The 23,712-nt window shown below is 44.4% G+C and carries 21 protein-coding genes; 7 read left to right on the forward strand and 14 right to left on the reverse strand.

All coding sequences use genetic code 11. The features are described 5' to 3' along the window. Nucleotides 1–29: 29 nt before the first annotated feature. Nucleotides 30–1,082, reverse strand: coding sequence for a saccharopine dehydrogenase family protein (locus B5X68_RS04390; protein ID WP_082213416.1), 1,053 nt, complete (start codon nucleotides 1,080–1,082; stop codon nucleotides 30–32). A gap of 92 nt (nucleotides 1,083–1,174) precedes the next feature. Here B5X68_RS04390 and B5X68_RS04395 point away from each other — a divergent pair, with 92 nt between their 5' ends. Then, on the forward strand, nucleotides 1,175–2,449 hold the full coding sequence (locus tag B5X68_RS04395; protein WP_229208277.1) for a BaiN/RdsA family NAD(P)/FAD-dependent oxidoreductase: 1,275 nt from the start codon (nucleotides 1,175–1,177) through the stop codon (nucleotides 2,447–2,449). Here B5X68_RS04395 and uvrC read toward each other — a convergent pair. The 4 genes from uvrC to porW are packed head-to-tail and all read right to left on the reverse strand — an operon-like array spanning nucleotide 2,416 to nucleotide 9,963. Then, nucleotides 2,416–4,233, reverse strand: coding sequence for an excinuclease ABC subunit UvrC (uvrC, locus tag B5X68_RS04400; protein ID WP_082213417.1), 1,818 nt, complete (start codon nucleotides 4,231–4,233; stop codon nucleotides 2,416–2,418). The genes B5X68_RS04395 and uvrC overlap by 34 nt on opposite strands. 27 nt (nucleotides 4,234–4,260) lie before the next feature. Continuing rightward, a complete protein-coding gene (locus tag B5X68_RS04405) occupies nucleotides 4,261–5,394 on the reverse strand; it encodes a glycerate kinase (RefSeq protein ID WP_141110189.1) in 1,134 nt (377 codons plus the stop codon). Between the two features lie 18 nt (nucleotides 5,395–5,412). Beyond that, the gene (locus B5X68_RS04410) at nucleotides 5,413–7,710 is read right to left on the reverse strand and encodes a penicillin-binding protein 1A (protein ID WP_082213419.1); all 2,298 of its coding nucleotides are present in this window, start codon (nucleotides 7,708–7,710) and stop codon (nucleotides 5,413–5,415) included. A gap of 51 nt (nucleotides 7,711–7,761) precedes the next feature. Continuing rightward, entirely contained in the window at nucleotides 7,762–9,963 is a 2,202-nt protein-coding gene (porW, locus tag B5X68_RS04415; RefSeq protein ID WP_082213996.1) for a type IX secretion system periplasmic lipoprotein PorW/SprE, read from the reverse strand. A gap of 133 nt (nucleotides 9,964–10,096) precedes the next feature. On the opposite strand from porW, the gene B5X68_RS04420 reads away from it, so the two are divergent. The 6 genes from B5X68_RS04420 to atpH all read left to right on the forward strand — a co-directional run bounded on the left by B5X68_RS04420 (nucleotide 10,097) and on the right by atpH (nucleotide 13,351). Further along, nucleotides 10,097–10,345: an AtpZ/AtpI family protein gene (locus B5X68_RS04420; RefSeq protein WP_082213420.1), complete on the forward strand. Its 249-nt coding sequence runs from the start codon at nucleotides 10,097–10,099 to the stop codon at nucleotides 10,343–10,345. A 21-nt stretch (nucleotides 10,346–10,366) separates the two neighbouring features. Next, entirely contained in the window at nucleotides 10,367–10,726 is a 360-nt protein-coding gene (locus B5X68_RS04425; RefSeq protein ID WP_082213421.1) for a hypothetical protein, read from the forward strand. Between the two features lie 24 nt (nucleotides 10,727–10,750). Next, nucleotides 10,751–11,845, forward strand: coding sequence for a F0F1 ATP synthase subunit A (gene atpB / locus B5X68_RS04430; protein ID WP_082213422.1), 1,095 nt, complete (start codon nucleotides 10,751–10,753; stop codon nucleotides 11,843–11,845). Between the two features lie 46 nt (nucleotides 11,846–11,891). Then, nucleotides 11,892–12,155, forward strand: coding sequence for an ATP synthase F0 subunit C (atpE, locus tag B5X68_RS04435; RefSeq protein ID WP_026630873.1), 264 nt, complete (start codon nucleotides 11,892–11,894; stop codon nucleotides 12,153–12,155). A gap of 141 nt (nucleotides 12,156–12,296) precedes the next feature. Further along, on the forward strand, nucleotides 12,297–12,791 hold the full coding sequence (atpF, locus tag B5X68_RS04440) for a F0F1 ATP synthase subunit B (protein WP_229208278.1): 495 nt from the start codon (nucleotides 12,297–12,299) through the stop codon (nucleotides 12,789–12,791). A 23-nt stretch (nucleotides 12,792–12,814) separates the two neighbouring features. Next, complete coding sequence (gene atpH, locus B5X68_RS04445; RefSeq protein WP_082213424.1) at nucleotides 12,815–13,351, forward strand: ATP synthase F1 subunit delta; 537 nt, start codon at nucleotides 12,815–12,817, stop codon at nucleotides 13,349–13,351. 70 nt (nucleotides 13,352–13,421) lie between these two features. Here the strand turns inward: atpH and B5X68_RS04450 are convergent, their stop codons facing one another. The 9 genes from B5X68_RS04450 to mltG form a co-directional block, all read right to left on the reverse strand. Further along, nucleotides 13,422–14,306, reverse strand: coding sequence for a sugar phosphate isomerase/epimerase family protein (locus B5X68_RS04450; protein WP_082213425.1), 885 nt, complete (start codon nucleotides 14,304–14,306; stop codon nucleotides 13,422–13,424). Nucleotides 14,307–14,338: 32 nt separating this feature from the next. Then, nucleotides 14,339–16,015 carry a carboxylesterase family protein gene (locus tag B5X68_RS04455; RefSeq protein WP_082213997.1) on the reverse strand — a complete coding sequence of 559 codons (1,677 nt, stop codon included), beginning with the start codon at nucleotides 16,013–16,015 and terminating at the stop codon, nucleotides 14,339–14,341. A 160-nt stretch (nucleotides 16,016–16,175) separates the two neighbouring features. Continuing rightward, nucleotides 16,176–18,716, reverse strand: a complete 2,541-nt coding sequence (locus B5X68_RS04460; RefSeq protein ID WP_082213426.1) for an ATP-dependent Clp protease ATP-binding subunit — start codon at nucleotides 18,714–18,716, stop codon at nucleotides 16,176–16,178. Between the two features lie 66 nt (nucleotides 18,717–18,782). Then, a complete protein-coding gene (locus B5X68_RS04465; RefSeq protein WP_229208279.1) occupies nucleotides 18,783–19,442 on the reverse strand; it encodes a WbqC family protein in 660 nt (219 codons plus the stop codon). Between the two features lie 103 nt (nucleotides 19,443–19,545). Then, nucleotides 19,546–20,172 carry an L-threonylcarbamoyladenylate synthase gene (locus tag B5X68_RS04470; RefSeq protein ID WP_082213428.1) on the reverse strand — a complete coding sequence of 209 codons (627 nt, stop codon included), beginning with the start codon at nucleotides 20,170–20,172 and terminating at the stop codon, nucleotides 19,546–19,548. A gap of 30 nt (nucleotides 20,173–20,202) precedes the next feature. Continuing rightward, nucleotides 20,203–21,195 (reverse strand): glycosyltransferase, encoded by a 993-nt coding sequence (locus tag B5X68_RS04475; protein ID WP_082213429.1) that lies wholly within the window; start codon nucleotides 21,193–21,195, stop codon nucleotides 20,203–20,205. 121 nt (nucleotides 21,196–21,316) lie between these two features. Next, nucleotides 21,317–22,240 (reverse strand): YihY/virulence factor BrkB family protein, encoded by a 924-nt coding sequence (locus B5X68_RS04480; protein ID WP_082213430.1) that lies wholly within the window; start codon nucleotides 22,238–22,240, stop codon nucleotides 21,317–21,319. A gap of 11 nt (nucleotides 22,241–22,251) precedes the next feature. Next, complete coding sequence (locus B5X68_RS04485) at nucleotides 22,252–22,665, reverse strand: acyl-CoA thioesterase (RefSeq protein WP_082213431.1); 414 nt, start codon at nucleotides 22,663–22,665, stop codon at nucleotides 22,252–22,254. Then, a complete protein-coding gene (gene mltG, locus B5X68_RS04490; protein WP_082213432.1) occupies nucleotides 22,665–23,702 on the reverse strand; it encodes an endolytic transglycosylase MltG in 1,038 nt (345 codons plus the stop codon). The genes B5X68_RS04485 and mltG overlap by 1 nt, the downstream gene beginning before the upstream one ends. Nucleotides 23,703–23,712: the final 10 nt, after the last annotated feature.

Consider the following 23,712-nt stretch of genomic DNA (forward strand, 5'->3'; position numbering starts at 1 on the left):
ATCAAATCCTTTGTGTGTAATGTTCCTTATTAATTAAAGAACGCGCCATTCTGCGTTTGCAGGAAGTCTTTGAGCAAAATGTCTTCCTGGCGAATAAATCCTTTATCCGGCAAAATACCATCCGCAACCATTTCTACAACCGACGCTATGGAAGCGGCTGTGGTCCAGGAAATGGCCCGCCAATGCTTTCCATCGATATCAATAGGGTGATATGCTCTGTAAAATTCTTCTCTTTCCAACCGGTTTTCTTTCCAGCCCTCCACCACGGCGTAAACATAAACCACATCCTGCTGCACAGGTGGCTTTGCTTCTGTCAGGATCTGCTCGATCAGCTCGCGCTTGTCCTTCAAGCAAAGTTCATACAGCATAAAACGCATCAGGCTGCAATGTCCCGGATATCGTATTGTTTTATAATTCAGTGTATCGAGCTTGCCTTCCAGCGTTTCACACATTGTGCCTAAACCTCCGGAAGTGATAAAAGCCTCAAATTCCTGCCCTTCAATGTTGATCATTTCAACACCCTCCAAAGATGGCACCATCTTCCTGACGCCATTATGGATTACTTCGGCGTCATTGATATACTCATTCACAACGCCCGCCGGCGACCACGTAAAGGAATAGCCCATAAGACCGTTCGGATAGCGCGGCAAAGCGCCAACCCGCAGTTCGATATCCCGTAATTTTGTAAACCGTTTGGCAAGATCCATTCCTACAATGCCTATGAACCCGGGCGCCAGGCCACATTGCGGCGCCAGAACGCTTCTGCTTTCCTTAGCCATTTCCCGTATAGCGGCTGTGGTGGCAACATCTTCGGTGAGATCAAAATAGTGTATCCCGTTCTGGCAGGCTTTCTGCGCAATGGGCAAATTGAGGTTGTACGGCATGCAAGACACCACGGCGTCAAATCCGGCAAGCGCCTGATCCAGGAAATCGGGGTTGGTAATGTCGCCGACGAGGACTGGAAATGGCAGTGCGACTGCGGGTTGGGTCTTATCAACGCCTGTAACATCGAATTTTTTACTCAAAAGGGTTCCAACCAGTGACCCTACTTTCCCAAGACCGATAACGAGGATTTTCTGCATGTATAGGCAAATATTTAGGTTGTAAACATTTTAGCTGTCGAGAAAGATATGAAAAGAAATTGCAGTTTTTAAAAGTTACATGTCATTTTTGTATGATGAATAAAAGTGATATGCAGATTGTCGTTGTGGGCGGGGGAGCTTCTGGATTTATGGCTGCTATAACCGCGGCTGAGCAAAATCCTGATGCAAAAATCGTGATTTTAGAGAAGAATAAGACGGTTTTGAACAAAGTCCGGGTTTCGGGCGGCGGCCGTTGTAATGTGACGCATAACCCGTCGGATCTGCGTTTTTTTATCAAAAACTATCCAAGAGGCGAAAAGCTGCTGCGCAAATTATTGCATCATTTTGATGCAAAGGCAACGGTTAATTGGTTCGAAAATAAAGGGGTTAAATTAAAGACCGAAAGCGATGGCAGAATGTTTCCGGTTACGGATTCATCTCAAACGATTATTGAATGTATGGTCAGAACGGCTCGCAATCTGAATATTGAAATCAGGACAGGCATATCGGTCAGGTCATTTACCCGAGTTACGAACGGCGAACAAAAAGGGTTTTCCATCCAGCTCGACGAGGAAGAAAAGATTTATGCAGACAAATTACTGATTGCAACAGGCGGTTATCCAAAAGCCAGCGGATTTGACTGGCTGCAAATGCATAACCACACGATCGTTAACCCGCTTCCATCGCTTTTTACATTTAATACGCCAGAGAATTACCTTTTGCCGCTGGCCGGGGTCTCAGTTCAAGAAGCGCTTGTGAAGATTTCGGGAACAAAGCATGAATGGCAAGGGCCGTTGTTGATCACGCATTGGGGTTTTAGCGGACCGGCAGTACTGAAACTTTCCGCCTGGGGTGCGCGGGATCTGGCGGAAAAGGATTACAACTTTACTTGCAAGATCAGTTGGCTGCCACAAATGAATGAGCAGCAAGTGCGGGAATTTTTATTAGGCGAAAAAATCAAAACCCCCAAACAACAAATTGCATCACACTCCCGCCTGGGCATCCCCGCGCGATTATGGAAAGCATTTGTTTCTCAGGCAGAGATTCCAGATGAGTTGCGCTGGTCGGATGCAACCAACAAAGCCTTGAACCGGCTTACTGAATTAATGACAAACAGTCAGTTTGACGTGAAAGGCAAGACTACATTCAAAGAAGAGTTCGTGACCTGCGGTGGCATTTCCCTGTCGGACATCGATCATGAGACATTGGAAAGCAAGTCAGTTCCGGGGCTATACTTTTCTGGCGAAGTGCTTGACGTTGATGGAATTACGGGCGGATTTAACTTCCAAAACGCTTGGACAACCGGTTACATTGCCGGAAAAAACATGGCCAGTTATTCGGCATTATCGGCCATCGCATCGAAATAGGCCCTTACTTTTTTCGCCCGGTCCACGCCAACAAGTCCAGCCAGCTGTTCCAACGAACTTTCGCGAATGTTGCGAACGGACCCAAAGAACTTCAATAGTTTCGTAGCTGTGACCTTACCTACGCCATCCACACCATCTAACTCACTTATCAGGCTGGCTTTGCTTCTTTTATCTCTGTGAAAGGTAATCCCAAACCGGTGCGCCTCATCCCGGATCTGTTGAATGAGCTTTAATGATTCCGATTTTTTATCGATGTAAAGGGGCAGCGAGTCCTCTGGAAAATAGATTTCTTCCAGCCTTTTGGCAATGCCTATAATGGGCACCTGACCATAAATTCCCAGACTTTTCAATGCATCACAAGCGGCCCCTAACTGCCCTTTTCCCCCATCCACCACAATCAGATCCGGAAGCGGCTGCTCTTCCGCTATCAAACGGAGATAACGCCTCCCCACGACTTCATTCATGGATGCAAAGTCATTGGGGCCGATAACGGTTTTTATATTAAAATGTCGGTAATCCTTTTTGGAAGGCTTTCCATCCTTGAAACACACCATCGCCGCAACCGGGTTCGTTCCCTGAATGTTGGAGTTATCAAAACATTCAATGTGCCGAGGAAGGGTTTTTAACTGCAAATCGCTCTTCAAGCGGATCAAAATGCGGTCCTTTTTAGAGGAAGTTGCCGATGCTTCCACTTCCCTGCGCTCCGCTTTGTCGCGACGGAAATACATCACATTCTTCATGGACATATCGAGCAGCTTCTTTTTATCGCCAATTTGCGGAACGGTCAGTTCCAGGCGCATTTCGAGATCGGGCTTGATATTAGAGATCAGTTCTTTTGCCTCGGCTCCAAACTTGGAACGCATTTCAACGATCATTAACGCAAGGATTTCAGCATCACTTTCGTCGAGCTTTTTCTTTACCTCAACGGTCTGTGTAGCAACCATATACCCCTCTTTTATTTTCATAAAATTGAGATAAGCGGCTTCCTCGTCCGACACAATGGTCAGCACATCAATGTTTCCGATCTTGGGATTCGTAACTGTGGCTTTGCTTTGGAAATTAGAAAGGCTTTCGATTTTGGTTTTCCACGAATGCGCCTTTTCAAATTCCATTTGCTCGGCCGCTTTCAGCATTTTTTCCTTAAAATACTGCTGCGGAAGCGACAAATTGCCTTTCAGAATGTTATGCACCTGCTCGATTTCTGCATTATACTCGTCCTCGTCCTGCAATCCTTCGCAAGGGCCTTTGCAGTTGCCAATGTGAAATTCCAGGCAAACTTTAAACTTGCCCGCCTCAATGTTGGATTGCGACAGGGGCAATTGGCAGGAACGTATTGTATAAAGCGATTTGAACATATCCAGCAGTGTGTGCATAGTCCGCAAACTTGCAAACGGCCCGTAAAATGTTCCCTTGGTCCTGTCGAGGTTACGCGTTACATACACGCGCGGGAAGCGCTCCTGCGTGACACATATAAAGGGATAAGTCTTATCGTCTTTGAGCAGAATGTTAAACTTAGGCTGCAACTGCTTAATAAGCTGGTTTTCTAGCAAAAGTGCATCCCATTCACTGTGCACGATCGTGTACTCAATGCGACGGATCTGGCTTACCAGCCGCTTGGTTTTACGGTCGTGCTGGTTGGATTTTAGAAAATAGCTGGAAACCCTGCTTCTAAGGCTTTTGGCCTTACCCACATATATAACTTCCCCGGTTTCATCAAAATAGCGATATACGCCAGGATCAAGCGGAATTTTTGTAAGTTCTTCTTTATAATTAAATTCAGACATTGAATATTTTCTTGACAGGCTGTGCCATTATCTATTTGAAAAAAACAACCGCACAAGATGAAAAGTTGCGTCCTTAACCAACTCGAAAGCCTCTGCCTGAGCCTGATCTAAATCCATTGGCCGGTTCAAAACGGAGACAGCGTAAGTAATGCCGGCGTCACGGACCTGTTCTGGCGTGATCTGTAAAGTGCCGCAAACAACGGCAAGCGGAACACGATTGGCGGCACAAAAATCGGCTAGCCCTTTTACAACTTTGCCGGATAAGGTTTGCTCATCCACTTTACCCTCGCCGGTAATGACCAGATCTGCATTTTGAATGCGTTCGGCAATGCGTGTCTGTTCTATGACAATACTGACGCCGTCTTTTAAAACAGCATTTAAAAACCAAAGACAACCTGCGCCCAATCCACCTGCCGCGCCTGCTCCCGGGTGACCGGCAATGTCCTTTCCAAACGCCGCTGACGCAACTTCACTAAGATTTTCCAATCCTTCATCCAGAACTTTCACCATTGCAGGACCGGCGCCTTTTTGCGGCCCGTAAATATGGGCGGCACCATTGGGCCCGAACAAAGGATTCGTGACGTCGCAGGCAACTGTTACCAGAACGGAACGCAAACGGCTATCGCTTTCTTTGCTATCAATGTGCTTAATGCTGTTCAACGATTGGCCTTTTGCAATCAACAGCTCATGATTTTCATTATAAAAGCGGTAACCCAGCGCCATAGCCATGCCAATGCCGCCGTCGGTTGTAGCACTTCCGCCTATACCCAGGATTATTTGCTTAACCCCTTTATCGAGTGCATCCTTAATAAGCTGACCTGTTCCGTAAGTGCTGGTAAGAAGCGGGTTGCGTTCTTCCTGAGCGAGCAATGCGAGTCCCGAAGCCGCAGCCATTTCAACAAAAGCAGTTTGCCGGTCGCCGGAAAGGCCATAGGAAGCCATAATTACCCGGCCCAACGGATCATTTACTTCAACCGTTATCGTTTCTCCCCGCGCCTGCTGCGTGAGTATCTGGGCGGTTCCTTCACCGCCATCAGCCAGCGGAATCGTTGTAACGTTCGTATTAGGATACGCCAGTAAGATACCCGCTTTGATCGCCCGACAAACGTCAATTGCTTCAAGAGAGCCACGAAATTTGTCAGGTGCGACAAGAATGTTCACAATCAGCGCATTAACCCCTTAGAACAAAACGCCTTCGTCGTCCGAGCGGGAAGGTGGAACATATGTGTCGGTGCTGTCGGTGGACACGCCGCCGCATTCCCGCACGTAATTTTCAGGCTTTTTGAAAGGCTCTTTTCTGTATTGGACCAGTGTTGGATCTTTATACACTTTTTGCATAAACATTCCCCATGCAGGCATAGCAATGCGCCCACCCTGACCAAGTGCAATGGTCCGGAAGTGAATGCTCCGATCCTCTCCTCCTACCCAGATTCCTGAAACCAGATGTTGCGTCATCCCCATAAACCAGCCATCAGAATAATTGGAAGTGGTTCCTGTTTTGGCAGCAATTTCATTGCCGTCGGTTACACCATATTGTCTTAGCCTTCCTGCTGTTCCACCCGGATCTTCCACTGCCCCGCGCATCAGATACAGCATATTATAAGCCATATTTTCACTGATTTCCTGATTTTGCTGTTGGAAAAATTCCTGCAAAACGTTGCCATACCGGTCCTCAATCCGCAAAATAGTCATCGGCTCGGTTCTGTGGCCTCCATTGGCAAATGCGCTGTAAGCACCCACCATTTCAAACACAGACACATCGCTGATGCCCAGACATAGCGACGGCACTTCTTGTAACTTACTGGTAATGCCCAGCTTATGCGCATATTCAGCTACGGTTTTGGCTTTCACCATTTTAATCAGGTAGGCACTCACCGTATTCACAGACTTCCCTAATGCCTGTCGCAAGGACAATGATTGATAGGAATATTTGTTGTTTGAGTTTTTCGGAGACCAGCCGCCAGGAACACCATCAGAAGGTCCAAAGTAGATGGGAGCATCTGTAACATGGTCACAGGGAGTTAGAAAATTCTTATCCAAAGCCGATACATAAACAAATGGTTTAAATGTAGAACCTGGCTGACGTGATCCCTGCTTAACGTGGTCGTATTTAAAATATTTGAAGTTTATGCCGCCTACCCAAGCCTTCACATGGCCGTTTCGGGGATCCATAGACATCATTCCAGCTCTCAGAAAGCGCTTATAATAAGCAATTGAATCGAGCGGGCTCATCATGACTTCTTTCTCCCCGTTCCAGCTAAAAACTTTCATTTTGTATGGTTTCCGCATCACTTTCCATGCTTCTTCTTCACCCAGATCACGCTTTAAGGAGATGAAATGGGGTGATCTTTTTGCAGCTGTTGTTAAGAAACCGGGGATTTCTTTTCCATTATCAAACGACCAGGGATTACGGCCTTTCCAGTGTTCGTCAAAAAGCCTTTGCTGCTCTTTCATATGCTCGGTAAGCGCTTCTTCCTGGTAACGCTGCATTCTTGAATCAATAGTTGTATAAATCCGTAAACCGCTGGTATACAGATCATAATTCATATCATGCTCCTCATTATACATTTTCACCCAGCTTTTGAGATAACCGCGCATGGATTCTCTGAAATAGGGCGCTAATCCTGTATTATGGCCTTCAACCGTGAAATCGATGCCAAGCGGCTTTTCTTTGTATCGCTCAAAATCCTCCCTGGGAATATAATCGTATTTGGTCATTTGTGCCAAAACCGTGTTTCTTCGGTTAAGGGCGTTGGTAGGAAAGCGCAAAGGGTTGAAGAGCGTCGGATTTTGCAGCATTCCGACGAGCAAGGCGGCCTCGTTAACATTCAAGTCCCACGCTTCTTTGTTGAAATATGTCTTTGCAGCGACCTTGATCCCGTAAGTGTTATTCCCAAAGGACACCGTGTTGAGATACATCTGCATGATCTCCTGTTTGGTATACTTTCTTTCCAAAATTACCGCCAGCACCCATTCCTTGGTTTTAGCAATCACAATCCGGACCAGTGGAATTTTTCCCAACAGACCCTCAAATTCTTCCGAACGCGTGTTAAAAAGGTTTTTTGCAACCTGCTGCGTCAGCGTACTTCCCCCACCGGAGCTTGAATTTCCGGAAACAACGCCTTTAAAAACGCGTAACAAACTCCTCGGATCAATTCCTGAATGGTTCACAAAACGCGCATCTTCCGTAGCAACCAAAGCATCGATCAGATTGGGCGAAATCTGCGAAATGTCAATCTGCGTCCTGTTTTCGAAGAAATATTTACCCAGTGATTTACCATCTTCGCTGATCAGTTCGGAGGCTAATTCACTTTTAGGGTTTTCCAGTGTTTTCAAATCGGGCATCCCGCCGAAAAGCCAGAAAAAATTGAAGCTTACAGCAACAATGTAAAGTATAAAAAGACCCAGTCCAATTCCGATAAACCGCCATAGACGGATTATGGTGCGGCGATACTTTCCGGGTTGGAATTCAATCATAAAAAACGGAGTTAATTAATTGTAAACAGACAAATATACAATTTCGGCCAATTATCTCTTTCCCATGGAAAGGGAATTCAGCTCCTGCATCTCTTTAAGTCTGGGAAGGTAAATGCTGGAAGGATATAATCTCATAAACTCGGTAATGGCTTGTGTATAAGCATCTTTACCCCGCACTTTACCGATCAGGAACACGCGTAAAAGTGCAAATTTATCTTCCATAATATGGCCTTTATAAGCCGGAAGGTTTTGTTCGATGTCTTCAAGGGCTTTCGCATAATCGCCTTTTGAATAAAGCGCATAAGCGGCCTCGTATTCTTTCACCGGATTACCCGAACCCGCCACATTACTATCGGATGACTTGCCAACAAGTCGGGCGTAAGTGGATGTCGGATATTCGGTGAACAATTTATTCTTCCATGTACTCTTCTCACTATCAGCCTCATAAGTAAGATAAAGCAGATAGTAAATCTCTTCTTTGTATTGCGTTTTGGGATAATCTGCCAAAACCCGCTCAAATGTGCTGATCGACCTTTGCGATTCCTGTAAATCGAACCGGTATATCTTGCCCAGATTGTAGAGGGCATCTTCTTTCCGTTTTTGCGACTCTGCCATCTGGCCTTCTGTCAGCGGAATATTTTGTTTCAAAGAAGTGTGCAACGCGTCCCACTCAGGGGTTCCTTTTTTCAGACTATTGTCGGCCACTGCTTCCGTCTGCACTGAGAGTGAATCGGGGGCATTGCGGTCGTTACCGGCCAATGAGCGCATTTGCCGGCTGCTTCTCCGCCAGTCGTCTTCCAGCGGCCTGTTTCCCCATGCTCTCTTAAATTCCGTCTTTCCCTTATTGATCAGCGCCGGATCGTAAAGCTCCCAACGACGTTCACCCGCATTCATCAGCGGATTTTGCACGCTCTGGACATTGGTGTTCTGAGCGGCCAGCATCGCTTTTCTCTCTTTTGCTTCTGCTTCTTTTCGAGCGGTTTCTTGTGCTTCAATGATCGCGTCTATCCGATTATCCAGCGCGGCAGGATTCATTTGCGCGAGTTTTTGCAGGCTATCCTCAGCACTTACAATGCTATAATGCTTCACAAAGTCATCCAGAGCCCTTTTTCTTTCCGAAACAAGTTTGTATTCCGGTGCTTGCTGCGGCAGAATGGCGAGGGCGCTGTCGTAGTAGGCTTTTGAAACTTCAAATTTCTCCAATGATTCGTAGTTGATCCTGGCCAGTTGCAGGTAGCTGTATGCCTTCTGTTCCAGATTTGTTCCTTTGGAAGCAGCAACAGCCTTTTGCAAATATCCTATGGCTTCCGGAATCTGCTTTCTGTGCTCCGCAAGCAAACCCATTGTGAAATAGATCTTATCATTAAGGTCTTCATTCTTGCGGTCGCGAAGCATTCTGTCAAAGCCCACATCGTCCAGGTCTTTCTTAGGATTCAGCACCACTTCGTTTTGAAGTGAATTCATAGCAGAATAAAACCCCAGATCGTATCCAGGGCGATTTTTGCTGACACCTTTATAATGTTTGTTAGCCAGTGCGTACTGACCAAGCCGGTCGTACATCTGTGCGGCGGCGAAATGAATGCGTGCCGTCTCCGTTGATTTTTTTAGCAACGGGAAAGACTCTTCCAGGATAGCGACCGAAGTGAGATACTCGCCGTTCTGCTGGTGCAAATAGGCTTTCGTAAGGTAAAAATCGCGGGTTGAAGCCTTATTCAGCGGCTGCTGGCTCAGATATTCTGCCACGCCCAAGGCATTGGAATAATCCTTTCTGATAGTATAAGCCCGCATTAGCAGGATCAATGCATTGTTTTTATCATTCTCGTCCCGCCCGTTTGCATACACATAGCGCAACGCTTCCAGCCCGTCCGCCCATTCGCCCAGGTACAGTCTCGATTTACCCAAAACAATGTAACTGTTATCCATCCATTTGCTATTCTGGTGTTTTTCGGCAACAATGGATGATTTTTTGATGGCGTCCTGCAACTGCGATTTCACGGGCAGCGAAAGCACCGAATCCATAGGAAGCAGGATCGGCAGCAATTCATTATAGTTCTCCTTGTAAGCCTTGCTCATCTGAAACTCCGCCTCAGCGAGGCTTTGTTCAGCCATAAAATAGGCATTGTAATGCGCAGAAAGATTGTGAAAACCGATTGCAGCAGGTTTTGTACTGTACTGTGAACAGGAAGCCAGCAAACCAATAAAGGTGAGTGAAAGTACTGTCCGGCAGATGTAAAGGGCAAAACGGTTGGTCACAAATATGAAGTTAGGGATGTCTTTTGTCTCCTTATAAGCAAAACTAAAACGGTAATTTAAATAATTACGTATCGAAGATAAGCGCAATTGTAAAATTTGAAGCAATTTTACCTCAATATTATCGGCCCAATACATGGAAACAAACAATGACGACGCGGCAAAGGACGAGCGAAAAAAGGCGTTGCAAAAGCAATCGTCGGGTTTCCTGAAATATTCCGGCATGGCCACCCAAATGCTCGGCACCATCCTGATTTTCACTTACGGGGGTTATAAGCTGGACGAATGGCAGCAAAACAAGGTTCCGGTTTGGACATTAGTGCTGTCGCTGCTCTCCATTGCAGGTTCGTTACATCTGCTGATCAAAGGTTTCACAAAAAAATAGATTGCACTTAAAGCGCCTCGCATGTTACGTACAGTTGCTGTTACTATTGTTATCGGAATTGCATTTTTCCTTGCTCAGCATTTTCATTTCGACCGCTTTTTGCACCCTTATATATGGTACATTCTGGTGTTCTTTTTTGGGCTGTCGTTTTTTGCCCACCGGCTCATGGAAATCGGGTTTCGAAACAACCGTGAAAAATTCGTCACATTTTACATTGCTGTCATCGTTGGCAGGATCATTCTCAGCCTGATTTTCATTGCGTTGTTTTTGTTCAAAGGGCTAAGTGATTCATTCCTATTTATAACCAACTTTTTTGCACTCTATTTATTTTATACATGCTTTGAAATATATGGTTTGTATCGTAACTTGCGCCGCAATTGACAAAGCATCGCATTTCAAGCCTTTATGTACACCCATTTGAGACTGTTTTTTACTACTGCCCTGGTTGCGGCAACCTGCCTTTTGAATGTTCCTGCAAGGGCGGACGAACCTACACAGCATGAAGCTGAAAAGGTGGTTGAAGGCATTAATCAGGCCGAGCATAAAATTGAACATAATCTTGAAGAGTCAGAGGAGAAGTTCAATATAGGTCAGATGATCATGCACCACATTGCGGATTCGCACGAGTGGGAAATTACGCATGGTGTGGTTATTCCACTTCCGGTTATCCTTTACTCAGCAGACCGGGGAATTGAAGTTTTCTCATCCTCAAACTTCCACAACGATCACCACGAATACAATGGTTATCACCTGGTTCACGGTGATGCCGAGACGATTGTTCCGGTTGACGAGTCACGCGTGGTTTATGATTTCTCAATTACCAAGAACGTAGCTTCCATGCTATTGAGCGCGGTTATTCTGATCCTGATCTTTACAAGCATTGCAGGATTTTACAAAAACAATAAAGGGAAGGCGCCAAAAGGATTTCACTCTGCTATGGAGGTAATTATCCTCTTCATCCGCGACGACGTTGTTAAGCCTAACATCGGCCCCAAATACGAAAAATACCTGCCTTACCTGCTGACATTGTTCTTCTTTATCCTGGTTAACAACATTCTGGGACTGCTTCCGGGATCGGCTAACGTTACGGGTAACATTGCAGTGACAATGACACTTGCCGTTCTGACATTCATCGTTGTTCACCTGAATGCAAATGGCAATTATTACAAACACCTTGTTAAGCCAGACGGCGTTCCGGTTCCTCTGTTGCTGATTATGATCCCTGTTGAGATTGTGGGTGTATTTATGAAGCCATTCTCTCTAATGGTCCGGTTGTTCGCCAACATGACAGCAGGTCACATTATTTTGCTAAGTCTTTTCGGTCTGATATTCATTTTCCAAAGCATTGTTATCGCTCCGGTAATTTCGCTTTTCGCCTTGTTTCTGAACTTTATCGAGATCATGGTGGCGTTTATTCAGGCCTTTATCTTTACCCTGTTGTCGTCCATGTACATTGGAAGTGCCATTGAAGAGCATAGCCACGCAGATCACGGACATTGATTGAATCTCTTTTTTATTAATTATATATTTTAAACAAAACACAATTATGTTGTTTCAAATCTTGCTTCAAGCTGCAGAACAAAGTGGTGCTGGTCTAGCTGTATTCGGTGCTGCTATCGGTGCTGGTCTTGCTGCTATCGGTGCTGGTCTTGGTATCGGTAGAATCGGTGGAAGCGCTGTTGAAGGTATCGCTCGTCAGCCAGAAGCTGCTGGTGCTATCCAGACTGCCATGCTTATCATCGCGGCTCTTATCGAGGCGGTTGCGCTTTTCGCAGCGGTTATCTGTCTGCTGATTTCGTTCAAGCTGTAGTAAAAAAAATTGGACTCCGGTCCTTGCTTCTTTTGCATTAGGCGTCGGAAGTAACATTGAAATTCTTCGTGGAAGCATTAGGCTTCCACGATTTCTAAGAAATAAAAGAGAGCGGTTCTTACACTCAAAACTCATTATACTATGTCATTGCTTACTCCAAACCCAGGTCTTATTTTCTGGATGCTGGTGGTATTCTTGCTGGTTGTTTTCATCCTGGCCAAATTTGCCTGGAAACCAATCATTAAAGGACTTAAAGACCGTGAAAACGAAATCCAGGGCGCACTTGATCTTGCTGAAAGAACAAGAGCTGAAATGATGCAGTTGAAATCGGACAACGAAAAACTGATCGCAGAAGCGAATGCAGTGCGTGATCAGATTCTTCGCGATGCGAAAGACGCAGCTGACCGTACCATCCTTGAATCAAAAGATAAGGCGGCTGTTGAAGCGCAGAAAATGATTGAAAGTGCTCGTGAAGCTATTCGCAACGAACAACAAGTTGCTGTTACCAAGATCAGAAAAGAGGTTGCAACACTTTCACTTGAAATCGCAGAGAAAGTTTTGCACCGCGAATTGAAAGACAAAGAAGCGCAGGAGCAACTGATCGCAGAACTTGCTTCATCTGCACGCCTTAACTAAAAAGTATACAAAATTAATTTACGATGTCAGTAAGTATAGTTGCTTCCAGATACGCAAAGTCACTGATCGAGCTTGCCAAAGAACAGAATGTTCTGGAAGCGGTTTATCAGGATATGCTTTTATTTAAGGATACGGCTGATAAAAACAGGGGCTTAATGCTTGCATTGAAAAGCCCGGTTGTGCGTCACGAGAAGAAACTGAATATTTTAAAAGCGCTTTTCGAAGCACGCGTCAATCCGGTTTCTTACGCGATTTTCACCATTATTACAAAGAAAAACCGGGAAGCGATCCTGGATGAAATAGCGAATGAGTTTGTAAAAGCTTACAATCTATTTCAGGGCATACAAAGAGCTACGGTCGCTACTACAACGCCATTGACCGACGAACTTCGTAAACAGTTTACGGACATTGTTACTGCCGCAACAGGTCGCACCGTGCAATTGGCTGAGAAAATTGACCCAAATCTAATAGGTGGCTACGTGCTTACCATCGATGACCGCCAAATTGACGCGTCATTGAGAAGCCGTCTTAACGAGCTTAAATTACAGTTTGTAAACTGATATTTTTATCTGCATAATTTGGAAGACCCGGCTGCTATGCGGCCAGGTCTTTTTTTATGTCCAGATGTTGCTATACTTTCATTTTGGTAACATTCTTGAAGCTAATGTCAATAGCCTCAATAGCAGGGCGTTTGGCAACATCCTGCTCCACGAAGAAGTGCTCCAAACCAGCGATTTTACGCGCGTCGAAGATCTTTTTGAAGTCAATGGATCCCGTTCCTACCTCTGCAAATGACTGATCGCCTTTATCCATATCTTTTACGTGCCAAAGCGGGAAACGGCCAGGATATTTCTTAAACAGATCAACCGGATCCAGGCCAGCTTTCACGATCCAGTACAAGTCCAGTTCAAGCTTCACCAAATTAGGGTCTGTGCTTGCAATGATGTCGTAAGGAAGCTGACCGTCCATTTTCTTGAATTCAAAATCGTGGTTGTGATAACCGAACTGCAGACCTGCTTTCTTCGCTACTTCACCCGACTTATTGAACAAATCGACATACTTCTTATAATCTTCAATCGACTTTCTTTCGCCATCTGTCAAATAGGCACAGTTCACATATTTCTGTCCGATTGCAGCTGCATCGTCCACAGCACGCTGCCAGTCGTTTGAAAGCGTTCCTTTTTGATCCTTCATTTGAACGCCCGCGCCATAATGCCCGCTTACCGGATCAAGACCTAAGCCATCTAATATAGCCTTGAATTCCTTAGGCGTTTTGCCAAAGAATTTGCCGTCATTATATCCAAAAAGCTCAACTTCCTTATATCCGATCGCCGCTACTTTTTTCAATGTTCCTTCCAGATCCTTCGCCAGGTCTGTTCTCAGCGTATAAAGCTGCAAACCTATTTTAGAAGGGGCTTTTGCCGTCAAATCAAATTTTGAAAGCATGGGAGCTGCCAACATAAAAGCACTCGCTTTCATGAATGACTTCCGTGAAATCTTCTCGTTGTAATTCATCTGTCTTATGTCGAAAATTGGGGTTGGTTATATTATTTGGTAATCGTAATTGCACCTGAACTGGTAAGCTTCGTTTTCATATCTTCGGTCACTTTCCAGTCGTCTGAAAAATTGCCGCCAACAATGACATTAGTCGACGCATCCTTGAATAGCAAAAGGTCCTTGAACTCCGGAAGTTTTCTATGCATTACTGACACAAAGGGAAAGCCATTATCCTCTGCACCGCTCCACCATGGCAATCCGGAACTGACGGCAACATAGTGCTTGTCAATTGGAAATATGTAAAAAAGGCCATGTGCTTTATCAGCTGGATTCAAGTGTACAGGAAGCTTGTCCGCATATTTTGCAATTATTACATTTGTTTCCTTCGTTCCGAACAAGATGAGATTACTGGTTTCCAGATCGCTGGGACGCACTTCTTTGTCGGACAAAACTCTGGGAAAAAACATGATCCTTCCCAGGAATTCACCCCGGTAATGTGACCAGTCTGCCGCCTGATTAGCAACTTCAACGCGCTTTTTTAATTCCTCGGGAGATGGGTTGTCAGCAGTTCCATAGACATAAACATGGCGGCTGGAAAAAGCTTCATATATTGGCCCTTCTGCGCCTGCCTTCTTTACTAAGCCCGTCGCGATTGGGTTAGTTGCGACTCCCCATACATTATTGTTTTTGACAAAAGAAAGAGAGCTGTCCGTTTTGGCTGTGACAGCTTTCCCATCAATAGTAAAAGTTACATTAGTTGCAGGGTTGAATTTCGGGTGGCCTTTCAGATTAACCGTGAATGCAGACAGATTTTTTGTAGTGATAGTAGCAGCATTGGGCTTGTTCAGATTTGCATCAATTTCGGCCAAAGTCCCTAAGTTGATTTTATCAAACTGAACCCAAAACGCCTTATTATATTTGTATTGCTTGCTTACAAATTTCACGCGGTCAGGAAATGGGTTGCGTTCGGCATGCCCGAACCATTCAAAGATAAATTCGTTGTCATAAGCGCTCACCCAACTGTCGTGCTTCACATCCACGAATTCCTTATAACTCACTTCAACACCAATATCCTGCAAATGCTGAACCCATTTCCGCGTCCCATCGACCGGCACAACAGGATCTGCATCGCCATGAAAAAAGTGGACAGGGAAATTCAATGCATTAGAAGCCAGATCAAATGTTCCTTCGGGTGGTGCAGGGCAAACCGGCGCAATCGCTGCCCAAATGTCAGGCCGTGTGAGCCCAATCCATAATGTTCCTCCCCCACCCATGGACAAGCCTGTCAGGTAAGTTTTATTTTCATCAATTTTAAAGCGCTTTTTCACGTCATCGAGGACGTCATAAACGTCTTCTTCGGGAATTCCCTGATAACCCGCTGTCCCTCTTGCATAAGGCGAAGCAACGATAAAATCAACATCTTCCCAGGACTGAAAATAGCGGCTAGCTTCGACATCCGTTTCACCTTCGGCGTTAGTTTTGCCAAAAACGCGTTTTAGCGCAAGGCGGTGATTGGAACCCGCTCCGTGAAGCATGATAACCAGCGGATATTTTTTGTTTTCATCAAAATTCTTAGGGACATATAACCCGTAAGGCTGCTCAGTGTCGTCAGCATCGGAGTGGAAAGTGAGGACTTGCGGGCCGGGAGAAAGTTTCTGGGCTTGTAAACAGGTAATGCTCAACAGCAAGCTCAAAATTGTAAAAAGCTTCGTATTCCAGAATTTCATTCCCATTTGATATGATAATTTTCTTGGGCTAAATATAAACTAAATCATAACGACTATTTACTAAAATATGCATTTCATTCTTGCTAATGAATGTTAACAAAAAGAGGCGGATCAAATGACCCGCCTCTTCAAGCAATTGTTACTTTAAAAGATCCGCCGATTAATTGGCAAGTTCTTCTTCTTTTTTACGAACACTGATAACAAGTTGTTCACTGTTCTCTTCGTGATTGGCAACCAGCACATCACCTTCGCGCAAATCGCCTTTCAATATTTCCTCTGCTACGGGATCTTCGAGATATTTTTGGATCGCCCGGTTCAAAGGACGTGCTCCATATTGCGGATCGTATCCTTTTTCCGATAAGAAGTCCTTCGCAGGAATTGTCAATTCTATTTCGTATCCCAAACCTTTCACACGGTTGAACAATTTACCAAGTGAAATGTCAATGATTCGGTGTAAATCTTCGCGTTGAAGCGAATTAAAAACGATCACGTCATCCAAACGGTTCAGGAATTCAGGAGAAAATGCTTTCCGAAGAGCACTTTGAATGGTGCCTTTCATAATATCATCCTGATTTTCTGTTTTCGCTTTGGTAGAGAAACCGATCCCGGATCCGAAATCTTTCAAATCACGCGCTCCGATGTTCGAAGTCATGATAATGATCGTATTTCTGAAATCCACTCTGCGGCCCAGACCATCTGTCAAGATTCCATCGTCAAGCACCTGTAAAAGAATGTTGAAAACATCCGGGTGCGCTTTTTCGATCTCATCCAGAAGGACTACGCTGTAAGGCTTACGTCTGATTTTTTCAGTCAGCTGTCCGCCTTCTTCATAGCCTACATATCCCGGAGGCGCTCCAACCAAACGCGATACGCTAAATTTCTCCATGTATTCGCTCATATCAATGCGCACCAGCGAGTCTTCTTTGTCAAACAGATAAGAAGAAAGCACTTTGGCAAGCTCTGTTTTACCTACACCTGTTGGTCCAAGGAATATAAATGAACCAATTGGTTTCTTAGGATCTTTCAAACCAACCCTTGTGCGTTGAATGGCTTTGGTAAGCTTTTCAATCGGTGGGTTTTGACCAATCACTTTCGATTTCAGCTCGTCAGCCATGTTCAGCAGTTTCTTGCCTTCATCCATGGAAACATTGGTTACGGGAATGCCGGTCATCATTGCAACCACTTCGGCTACATTATGTTCGGTTACGGTGTAACGCTTTTGTTTCGTTTCCTCTTCCCAGGCCAACTTCGCACGCTCCAACTGATCGATCAATTTTTTCTCGCGATCTCTTAATTGAGCTGCTTCTTCGTATTTCTGGCTCTTAACAACCCTGTTCTTTTCCTGTTTGATATTTTCAATCTGCTCTTCAAGAACAAGAATGTCTTCGGGAACTGTAATGTTGCTGATGTGAACTCGCGCTCCTACTTCATCCAAAACGTCGATCGCCTTATCCGGCAAGAAACGGTCAGTAATGTATCTTTCAGACAACTTAACAGCCGTGCTGATCGATTCAGGCGTGTAATTCACATGGTGGTGATCTTCGTATTTATCTTTGATATTTTCGAGGATCTGAATGGTTTCTTCAATGGAAGTTGCATCCACCATCACCATCTGGAAACGACGTGCCAATGCGCCGTCCTTCTCAATGTACTGACGATATTCGTCCAATGTCGTAGCGCCGATACATTGAATTTCTCCACGTGATAATGCAGGTTTGAACATGTTTGAAGCATCCAGCGAACCGGAAGCACCACCTGCGCCCACGATCGTATGAAGCTCATCAATGAACAGGATCACATCCGGAGATTTTTCCAGTTCATTCATAACAGCTTTCATTCTTTCTTCAAACTGTCCGCGATATTTCGTTCCTGCAACGAGAGAAGCTAAATCAAGCGTTACAACGCGTTTTCCGAAAAGCACACGTGACACTTTTTTCTGAACAATTCTCAATGCAAGACCTTCTGCAATCGCAGTTTTACCTACACCGGGCTCACCGATAAGGATCGGGTTATTCTTTTTACGACGGCTAAGGATCTGGGCAACACGTTCGATTTCCTTCTCACGTCCAACGATCGGATCCAATTTACCGACCTCGGCCATTTTGGTCAGGTCGCGTCCAAAGTTATCCAACACCGGAGTCCGTGATTTCTCTGCTCCTTTTGATTCTTTTCCTGATGCGGAGCCGCTTCCTCCTCCAAACATGCCTCCTCTTGCCTCATCATCTCCGTCTTCGGTCTCCGGCCCCATATGCGGCTTGGATCCTGATGATTGATATTCTAACATTTCTTTGATGACTTCGTAGTTAACATTAAATTTATGCAGGATCTGGGTGCCAACATTGTCCTCGTCACGCAAAATCGAAAGCAGTAAATGTTCTGTTCCGATCAAATTACTCTTAAAAATTTTGGCTTCCAGATAGGTAATTTTCAAAACTTTTTCCGACTGTCTTGTCAGGGGTATATTTTGTAAATTCTTAACGTTATTGGTCGCTGCGCCCTTTGTTGCCTGCTCAATGGTCTGTCGGACATCGTCGAGAGAAACGCCAAGCTTCTTTAATAAGCCAATCGCCACTCCGTCTCCTTCACGAATCATTCCCAGCAACAAATGCTCTGCTCCAATGTAATCATGACCGAGGCGAAGGGCTTCTTCCCGGCTCATCGTGATTACTTCCTTCACTCTATTCGAAAATTTTGCTTCCATTATGCAGCAATAAAAAAGTGTTTAATATTCTAAACGCTACTTGATCCTCGTTTGTTCAAAATAGCTTTACTGGAACTTACAGGATCTTAACAAAACACTCCTTGCTTCCGGCCCCATATTAAATAGTAAATCAATAATACTCAAGTTACTTACAAAATCATTCCCAAATGTCTGGTAATAAGGCTCAGGCTTGTAACATTCGGGTGGAAATGTGCTTTTCTTGTTGTTAATGAGGGAAATAGCATTAAATGCTCCGCTTTCCTCGATAACCGCACCTGACAAATTGTACTGCACTTCCTTTTTAACTCCTACCAATCTAAGACAAATTGTCAATAATTCATAATTCAAATCAACGAGATATGCTAATTTTTTGTCGTATATCTGCAAAAGCTCCGGGGCATAAAACTCGTAAAACGGGGATTTTCCGTAAGCTGATTGCAAACAGCCTAAATGACGGCGGATCCAATCCTGGCCGTAGTCAATCTTTATATCTTTTGTGGGGGTGGCTGCCTCGTATCCTTGGACCGGAACCGTTAACAAATCTATTTTATTCGCAGTTAGCACACTGCATCTGTTTCGATAGGTCTGCTTCACATACCGCTCTTCAATATCAATGTAAATACGGTCGTACTTTAATAAACAGGTAAAATACGCTAGACAAGGCAAATACTGTAACTCGATCCGTATTCCCGTAATCTCGTTACGGTTACTCAAAATTTCTGACACTATCAAATATGGTAAAGCCTTATGATATTATCAAAAAATTCATAATAAATATTTTGCCCAGGCTGCATTGTACCAAACGAACTTAAAACATTACAATTTTGACTTACGAAAACACACTAACATCTCCTAGTCCCTCGCGAATTATCTCAAAACCATCGCTGTCTGCTTTCACAATCGTTGAAGCTATGTTTCCGCCGTACCCGCCGTCGATAACAAGATCCACCTGATGTTGAAATTTTTCGTAAATCAACTCAGGGTCAGTGGAATACTCGATAATTTCGTCATCATCTTTAATTGACGTAGTAACAATAGGGTTACCAAGTTCCTTTACGATGAGACGGGCAATGTTATTATCGGGTACACGGATTCCGACCGTTTTCTTATTTGTATTCAAAAGTTTCGGAACTGCGCTCGTGGCTTCCAGAATGAATGTGTAAGGTCCTGGCAAAACCCTTTTCATGATTTTGAAGGCCGAATTATCAACTCTGGCAAAATCCGATATATGGCTCAGGTCATAGCAAATGAAGGAAAAGTCGTTTTTCTGAGGCTTAATTCCCTTGATGCGGGCGATCTTTTCCACGGCTCTTGAATTGTAAATATCGCATCCAAGCCCATAAACAGTGTCTGTTGGATAAATAACCAGACCACCGTTGCGAAGCACATCGACAACCTGACGGATCCTTCTTTCGTCAGGATTTTGTGGGTAAATTTTAATGAATTCAGCAGGCATAGGCAATAGCAACTTTTTGAAACAACAACTCTAAAAGCTAAAACCTTCCTGACTAAGCGCTTTTTTTAGGTTTTTGATATAAAAACGATAGGCAAAATTAACAGGAAGATGTAGTCTGCACATGAACACAATGAGCTCGGTTTGCCATCCCGGATTCTCAATATAATTCAGTAAAACCCGAAAACGAACCGCTAGTTCATATTCTTGTGCATACCAGCATTTTCTGATAAATGTACGGATACGCGCGGCTAAAAGATCGAATTCTTTTTGGTCCCTGTTCAGGTCGTATGCTTTATTACAAACTGCATAATAAGACGCCAGCATACCGCTTCCTTTTTTATAGACCATGGAGGAAAGTGAAGTGGGAACAATCCGTTTCCTGGTCAGGATCTCATCGAGATAGAAATATTTATACTTAGCCGCAGAGCGCACCCAGAAGTCAAAATCCTCGAATGTGAGCGTTTCATCATAACCGCCGAGTTCAAGCATCGTGCTAGTACGCATCATCATGGTAGGCGTGCATATGAAATATCTTTCCAGCACATTCTTATAAACGTCCCCGGAAGGAACTGGCCTGATTGCGCTGCCATTCGGGTCCACGGTATAATGATCGTCGAGCTCCTTACCTGCCGGACTGATGTATTTGGCATTCGAAAAAACAACTGCAAAATCTTCCGCAAGCAATTCAAAAGCTTCCACCTGTTTTTCAATGCGGTCTGGCATGAGCAGATCGTCGCCGGAAAGATCAATCACATACTTTCCTCTGGCAATAGAAAGTCCGTGATTAAATGCAGCGCATAAGCCGGAATTTCTTCTGTTTTTGATAAATAAAAAATTCCTTGACGCATTTTTAAAGGCCTCTATGACAAGTATTGAGTCGTCTGTGCTGGCATTGTCAATGACAATGAGTTCGAGGTTCGTGTAAGTTTGGTCAAATACAGATTTGAGTGTTTCGCCAACGTATTTTTCCTGATTGTAGGCTGTCAGAATAACAGTCACCAATGGTTTTTCCTTTTCTTTCATTTTCAACACGCAGTATCGCGATTCCGGTCCCCACAGCCTTGTTTTTAGTTTTTATGAAGCTGTAATTCACAAAATTAGCAACAATCAAATGATGTCAGAAAAGTAGTTAGTTTGCGGTAAATCAACGTTTGGCAATAGCTTTTGCCCTGGCGGCGGTGTTAATTCCTGCATTGATCTCAAAACCAAGAATGATAACAAATGCCAGCAGATAAAGCCAGATCATTAGCGCTATCATCGTTCCTATTGAGCCGTAAAGCTTGTTATAAGAGCTAAACCGGGACAGGTAAAATGAAAATCCGTAAGTCGCAGAAAGGATAAGCACAGAGGAAATAATGGAGCCGGCATTGATAAAATTAAATTGCCTGCCATGGGAAGGTGCAAATCTGTATATCAGGGAGATTGTCAGCATTAATGAGCCAAAACTGATCAGATAACGTGTAATGTTCAGCAAAACGATGATCCAATTGTCTCGCAGAATGTTCCAGTCGCTGAGAATGTTCATCACGGCATCGCCTACAATCAGGAGGATTACTGATAGAAAAAGAACTACGATTAAGAGCAATGTCAGCAATGTCGCGATGATCCTCAATTTCAAAAACCCACGCGTCTCATTATCATCATAAACCATATCAAATGAGCGCATTAACGACATCATTCCGTTCGTCGAAGCGATCATTGCGAAAATAAAACCGAACGAAAGCACGCCTTTTCTCGGCCTGCTGATAATGTCTACGATCGTCTGATCCGCATCTTCATAGATGCCGCTCGGCACATTTTCGCGCAGCAATTCCATGATCTGCTGATCCAGGTGTTCAATCGGAATGTAGGGAATTAATGTAAAAAGGAAGATTACCGCCGGAAACAATGCCAGGGTAAGGCTGTAAGCAACCGCAGAAGCGCGTTGGTCAATGTCGTATTTCCGGTTGCTCCTCACCAGGTTCACCAAAACGTCGTACAAAGAAACTGTCCCGCCCAGAAAAACGGTCTGCTGTAACCAAACAATAAGCCGCTTGACGTGACGATTTTTCAACAGTTTCTCAAGCATAGGCGGTTACTTTAAATTTCGAAATAAGGTCTCAGCTTGTTAAGGAGTTTTTCGGGAGCCATGCAGAGCTTTCCATTGTCACGGCGCTGAAAAACCAAGGTCGTTTCACCCGTATTGAGCAGCACATTGAGCTGATTCCGGATCTCATAATGAAAAACAACTCTTATACCAGGCATTTCCTGTAAAGTTACCCGGATACTAAGCTCATCATCATAGCGTGCGGGCTTAATGTAGCGCGACCGATTTTCGTAAACCGGCATCATCACGCCCTCATCTTCCATCACTTTGTAATGAAAGTCCAAACTTCGCAATGCCTCTACTCTTCCAATTTCGTAATAACGGGCATAATTTCCATAATACACATATCCCATCTGGTCCGTATCCGCATACCGGACCCTTACGCCCTTAACTTCGTGAATGAACATTATTTCATGATTTTGAGTCGGTTCAATTCAGCCTGATACATGCGTGCGTTGTTCAGGTGATCGGTATAATTGGTCGCAAATGCGTGGTAACCAGAGAGGTCCGCTTTGGCGCACATATATACATAATCGTGCTTGTCGTAATTGAGCACGGCGTCCAGTGAATTGAAGTCTGCCACACGGATTGGGCCGGGAGGCAAGCCCACGTTTACATAGGTGTTGTAAGGTGATTTGATCAAAAGCTGACCGTTCAAAATGCGCTTGATAGCAAAATCCTGTAACGCAAATTTAATAGTGGGATCGGCTTGCAACGGCATCTGCGCATTCAGGCGATTCATGTAAAGTCCTGCCACTTTGGCCCTTTCATCCACTTTCCGCGCCTGCTCTTCTTCCACAATGGAAGCCAGAATTGAAACCTGCACCGGTGTGAGACCGATTGCTTTGGCTTTTGCAGTTCTCTCTTCGTTCCAGTATTTCTTGTATTCGCTGTGCATCCGGTCCAGGAATTTTTCAGTGCCCGTTGTCCAGTAAATTTCATAGGTATTTGGCAAAAACATGGAAACGATCGTGAGCGTATCCAATCCATATTTATTGCAAACAGCCGGGTCATTCAAAGCTTTTCTGAAATTATCTTCACCAAATTCAAAACGACTTCCGATCCTGGTAATCAGGTCTTCCTTCAGTCTGATATTGTTGAATGTAAGCTTCACGGCATCCTGATTTCCAGCCGCAAGTTTCTTAACAACTTCGTAATTATTGGAATTAGCCTTGATCACATATCTTCCCGGCTTCACCTTGTCAGGATAGTTCAAAAGCTTGGCCAAAAATTGAAACGAAATATGATCATTGATCACATCGTGCTTGTTCAGCGAATCCAGGACCGTTTTATATGTAGCTTTCTCAGGGATCAGCAAAGCAAAGCTCGACTGCTTGTCCACTTGCAGGTTCGGTGTTTTGAAGATCTGCCAAAAGTAAAATGTGAATGTGGTGGTAAGAATTGCTATTGTGACAAACAATCCTACTTTGAAATTACGCGACATAAGTGATACG

It is taken from the genome of Dyadobacter psychrophilus (assembly GCF_900167945.1).
GTDB lineage: Bacteria > Bacteroidota > Bacteroidia > Cytophagales > Spirosomataceae > Dyadobacter > Dyadobacter psychrophilus.

Excerpts from the sequence above, each read along its gene's own strand:
- B5X68_RS04485 (WP_082213431.1), bottom strand. The coding sequence starts at position 22,665 with ATGTTCATTCACGAAGTTAAGGGCGTAAGGGTCCGGTATGCGGATACG.
- mltG (WP_082213432.1), bottom strand. The coding sequence starts at position 23,702 with ATGTCGCGTAATTTCAAAGTAGGATTGTTTGTCACAATAGCAATTCTT.
- B5X68_RS04450 (WP_082213425.1), bottom strand. The coding sequence starts at position 14,306 with ATGAATTACAACGAGAAGATTTCACGGAAGTCATTCATGAAAGCGAGT.
- B5X68_RS04395 (WP_229208277.1), top strand. The coding sequence starts at position 1,175 with ATGATGAATAAAAGTGATATGCAGATTGTCGTTGTGGGCGGGGGAGCT.
- B5X68_RS04475 (WP_082213429.1), bottom strand. The coding sequence starts at position 21,195 with ATGAAAGAAAAGGAAAAACCATTGGTGACTGTTATTCTGACAGCCTAC.
- B5X68_RS04455 (WP_082213997.1), bottom strand. The coding sequence starts at position 16,015 with ATGAAATTCTGGAATACGAAGCTTTTTACAATTTTGAGCTTGCTGTTG.
- B5X68_RS04420 (WP_082213420.1), top strand. The coding sequence starts at position 10,097 with ATGGAAACAAACAATGACGACGCGGCAAAGGACGAGCGAAAAAAGGCG.
- atpF (WP_229208278.1), top strand. The coding sequence starts at position 12,297 with ATGTCATTGCTTACTCCAAACCCAGGTCTTATTTTCTGGATGCTGGTG.
- B5X68_RS04480 (WP_082213430.1), bottom strand. The coding sequence starts at position 22,240 with ATGCTTGAGAAACTGTTGAAAAATCGTCACGTCAAGCGGCTTATTGTT.
- B5X68_RS04425 (WP_082213421.1), top strand. The coding sequence starts at position 10,367 with ATGTTACGTACAGTTGCTGTTACTATTGTTATCGGAATTGCATTTTTC.
- B5X68_RS04460 (WP_082213426.1), bottom strand. The coding sequence starts at position 18,716 with ATGGAAGCAAAATTTTCGAATAGAGTGAAGGAAGTAATCACGATGAGC.
- atpB (WP_082213422.1), top strand. The coding sequence starts at position 10,751 with ATGTACACCCATTTGAGACTGTTTTTTACTACTGCCCTGGTTGCGGCA.
- uvrC (WP_082213417.1), bottom strand. The coding sequence starts at position 4,233 with ATGTCTGAATTTAATTATAAAGAAGAACTTACAAAAATTCCGCTTGAT.
- B5X68_RS04390 (WP_082213416.1), bottom strand. The coding sequence starts at position 1,082 with ATGCAGAAAATCCTCGTTATCGGTCTTGGGAAAGTAGGGTCACTGGTT.
- atpH (WP_082213424.1), top strand. The coding sequence starts at position 12,815 with ATGTCAGTAAGTATAGTTGCTTCCAGATACGCAAAGTCACTGATCGAG.
- B5X68_RS04410 (WP_082213419.1), bottom strand. The coding sequence starts at position 7,710 with ATGATTGAATTCCAACCCGGAAAGTATCGCCGCACCATAATCCGTCTA.
- B5X68_RS04470 (WP_082213428.1), bottom strand. The coding sequence starts at position 20,172 with ATGCCTGCTGAATTCATTAAAATTTACCCACAAAATCCTGACGAAAGA.
- atpE (WP_026630873.1), top strand. The coding sequence starts at position 11,892 with ATGTTGTTTCAAATCTTGCTTCAAGCTGCAGAACAAAGTGGTGCTGGT.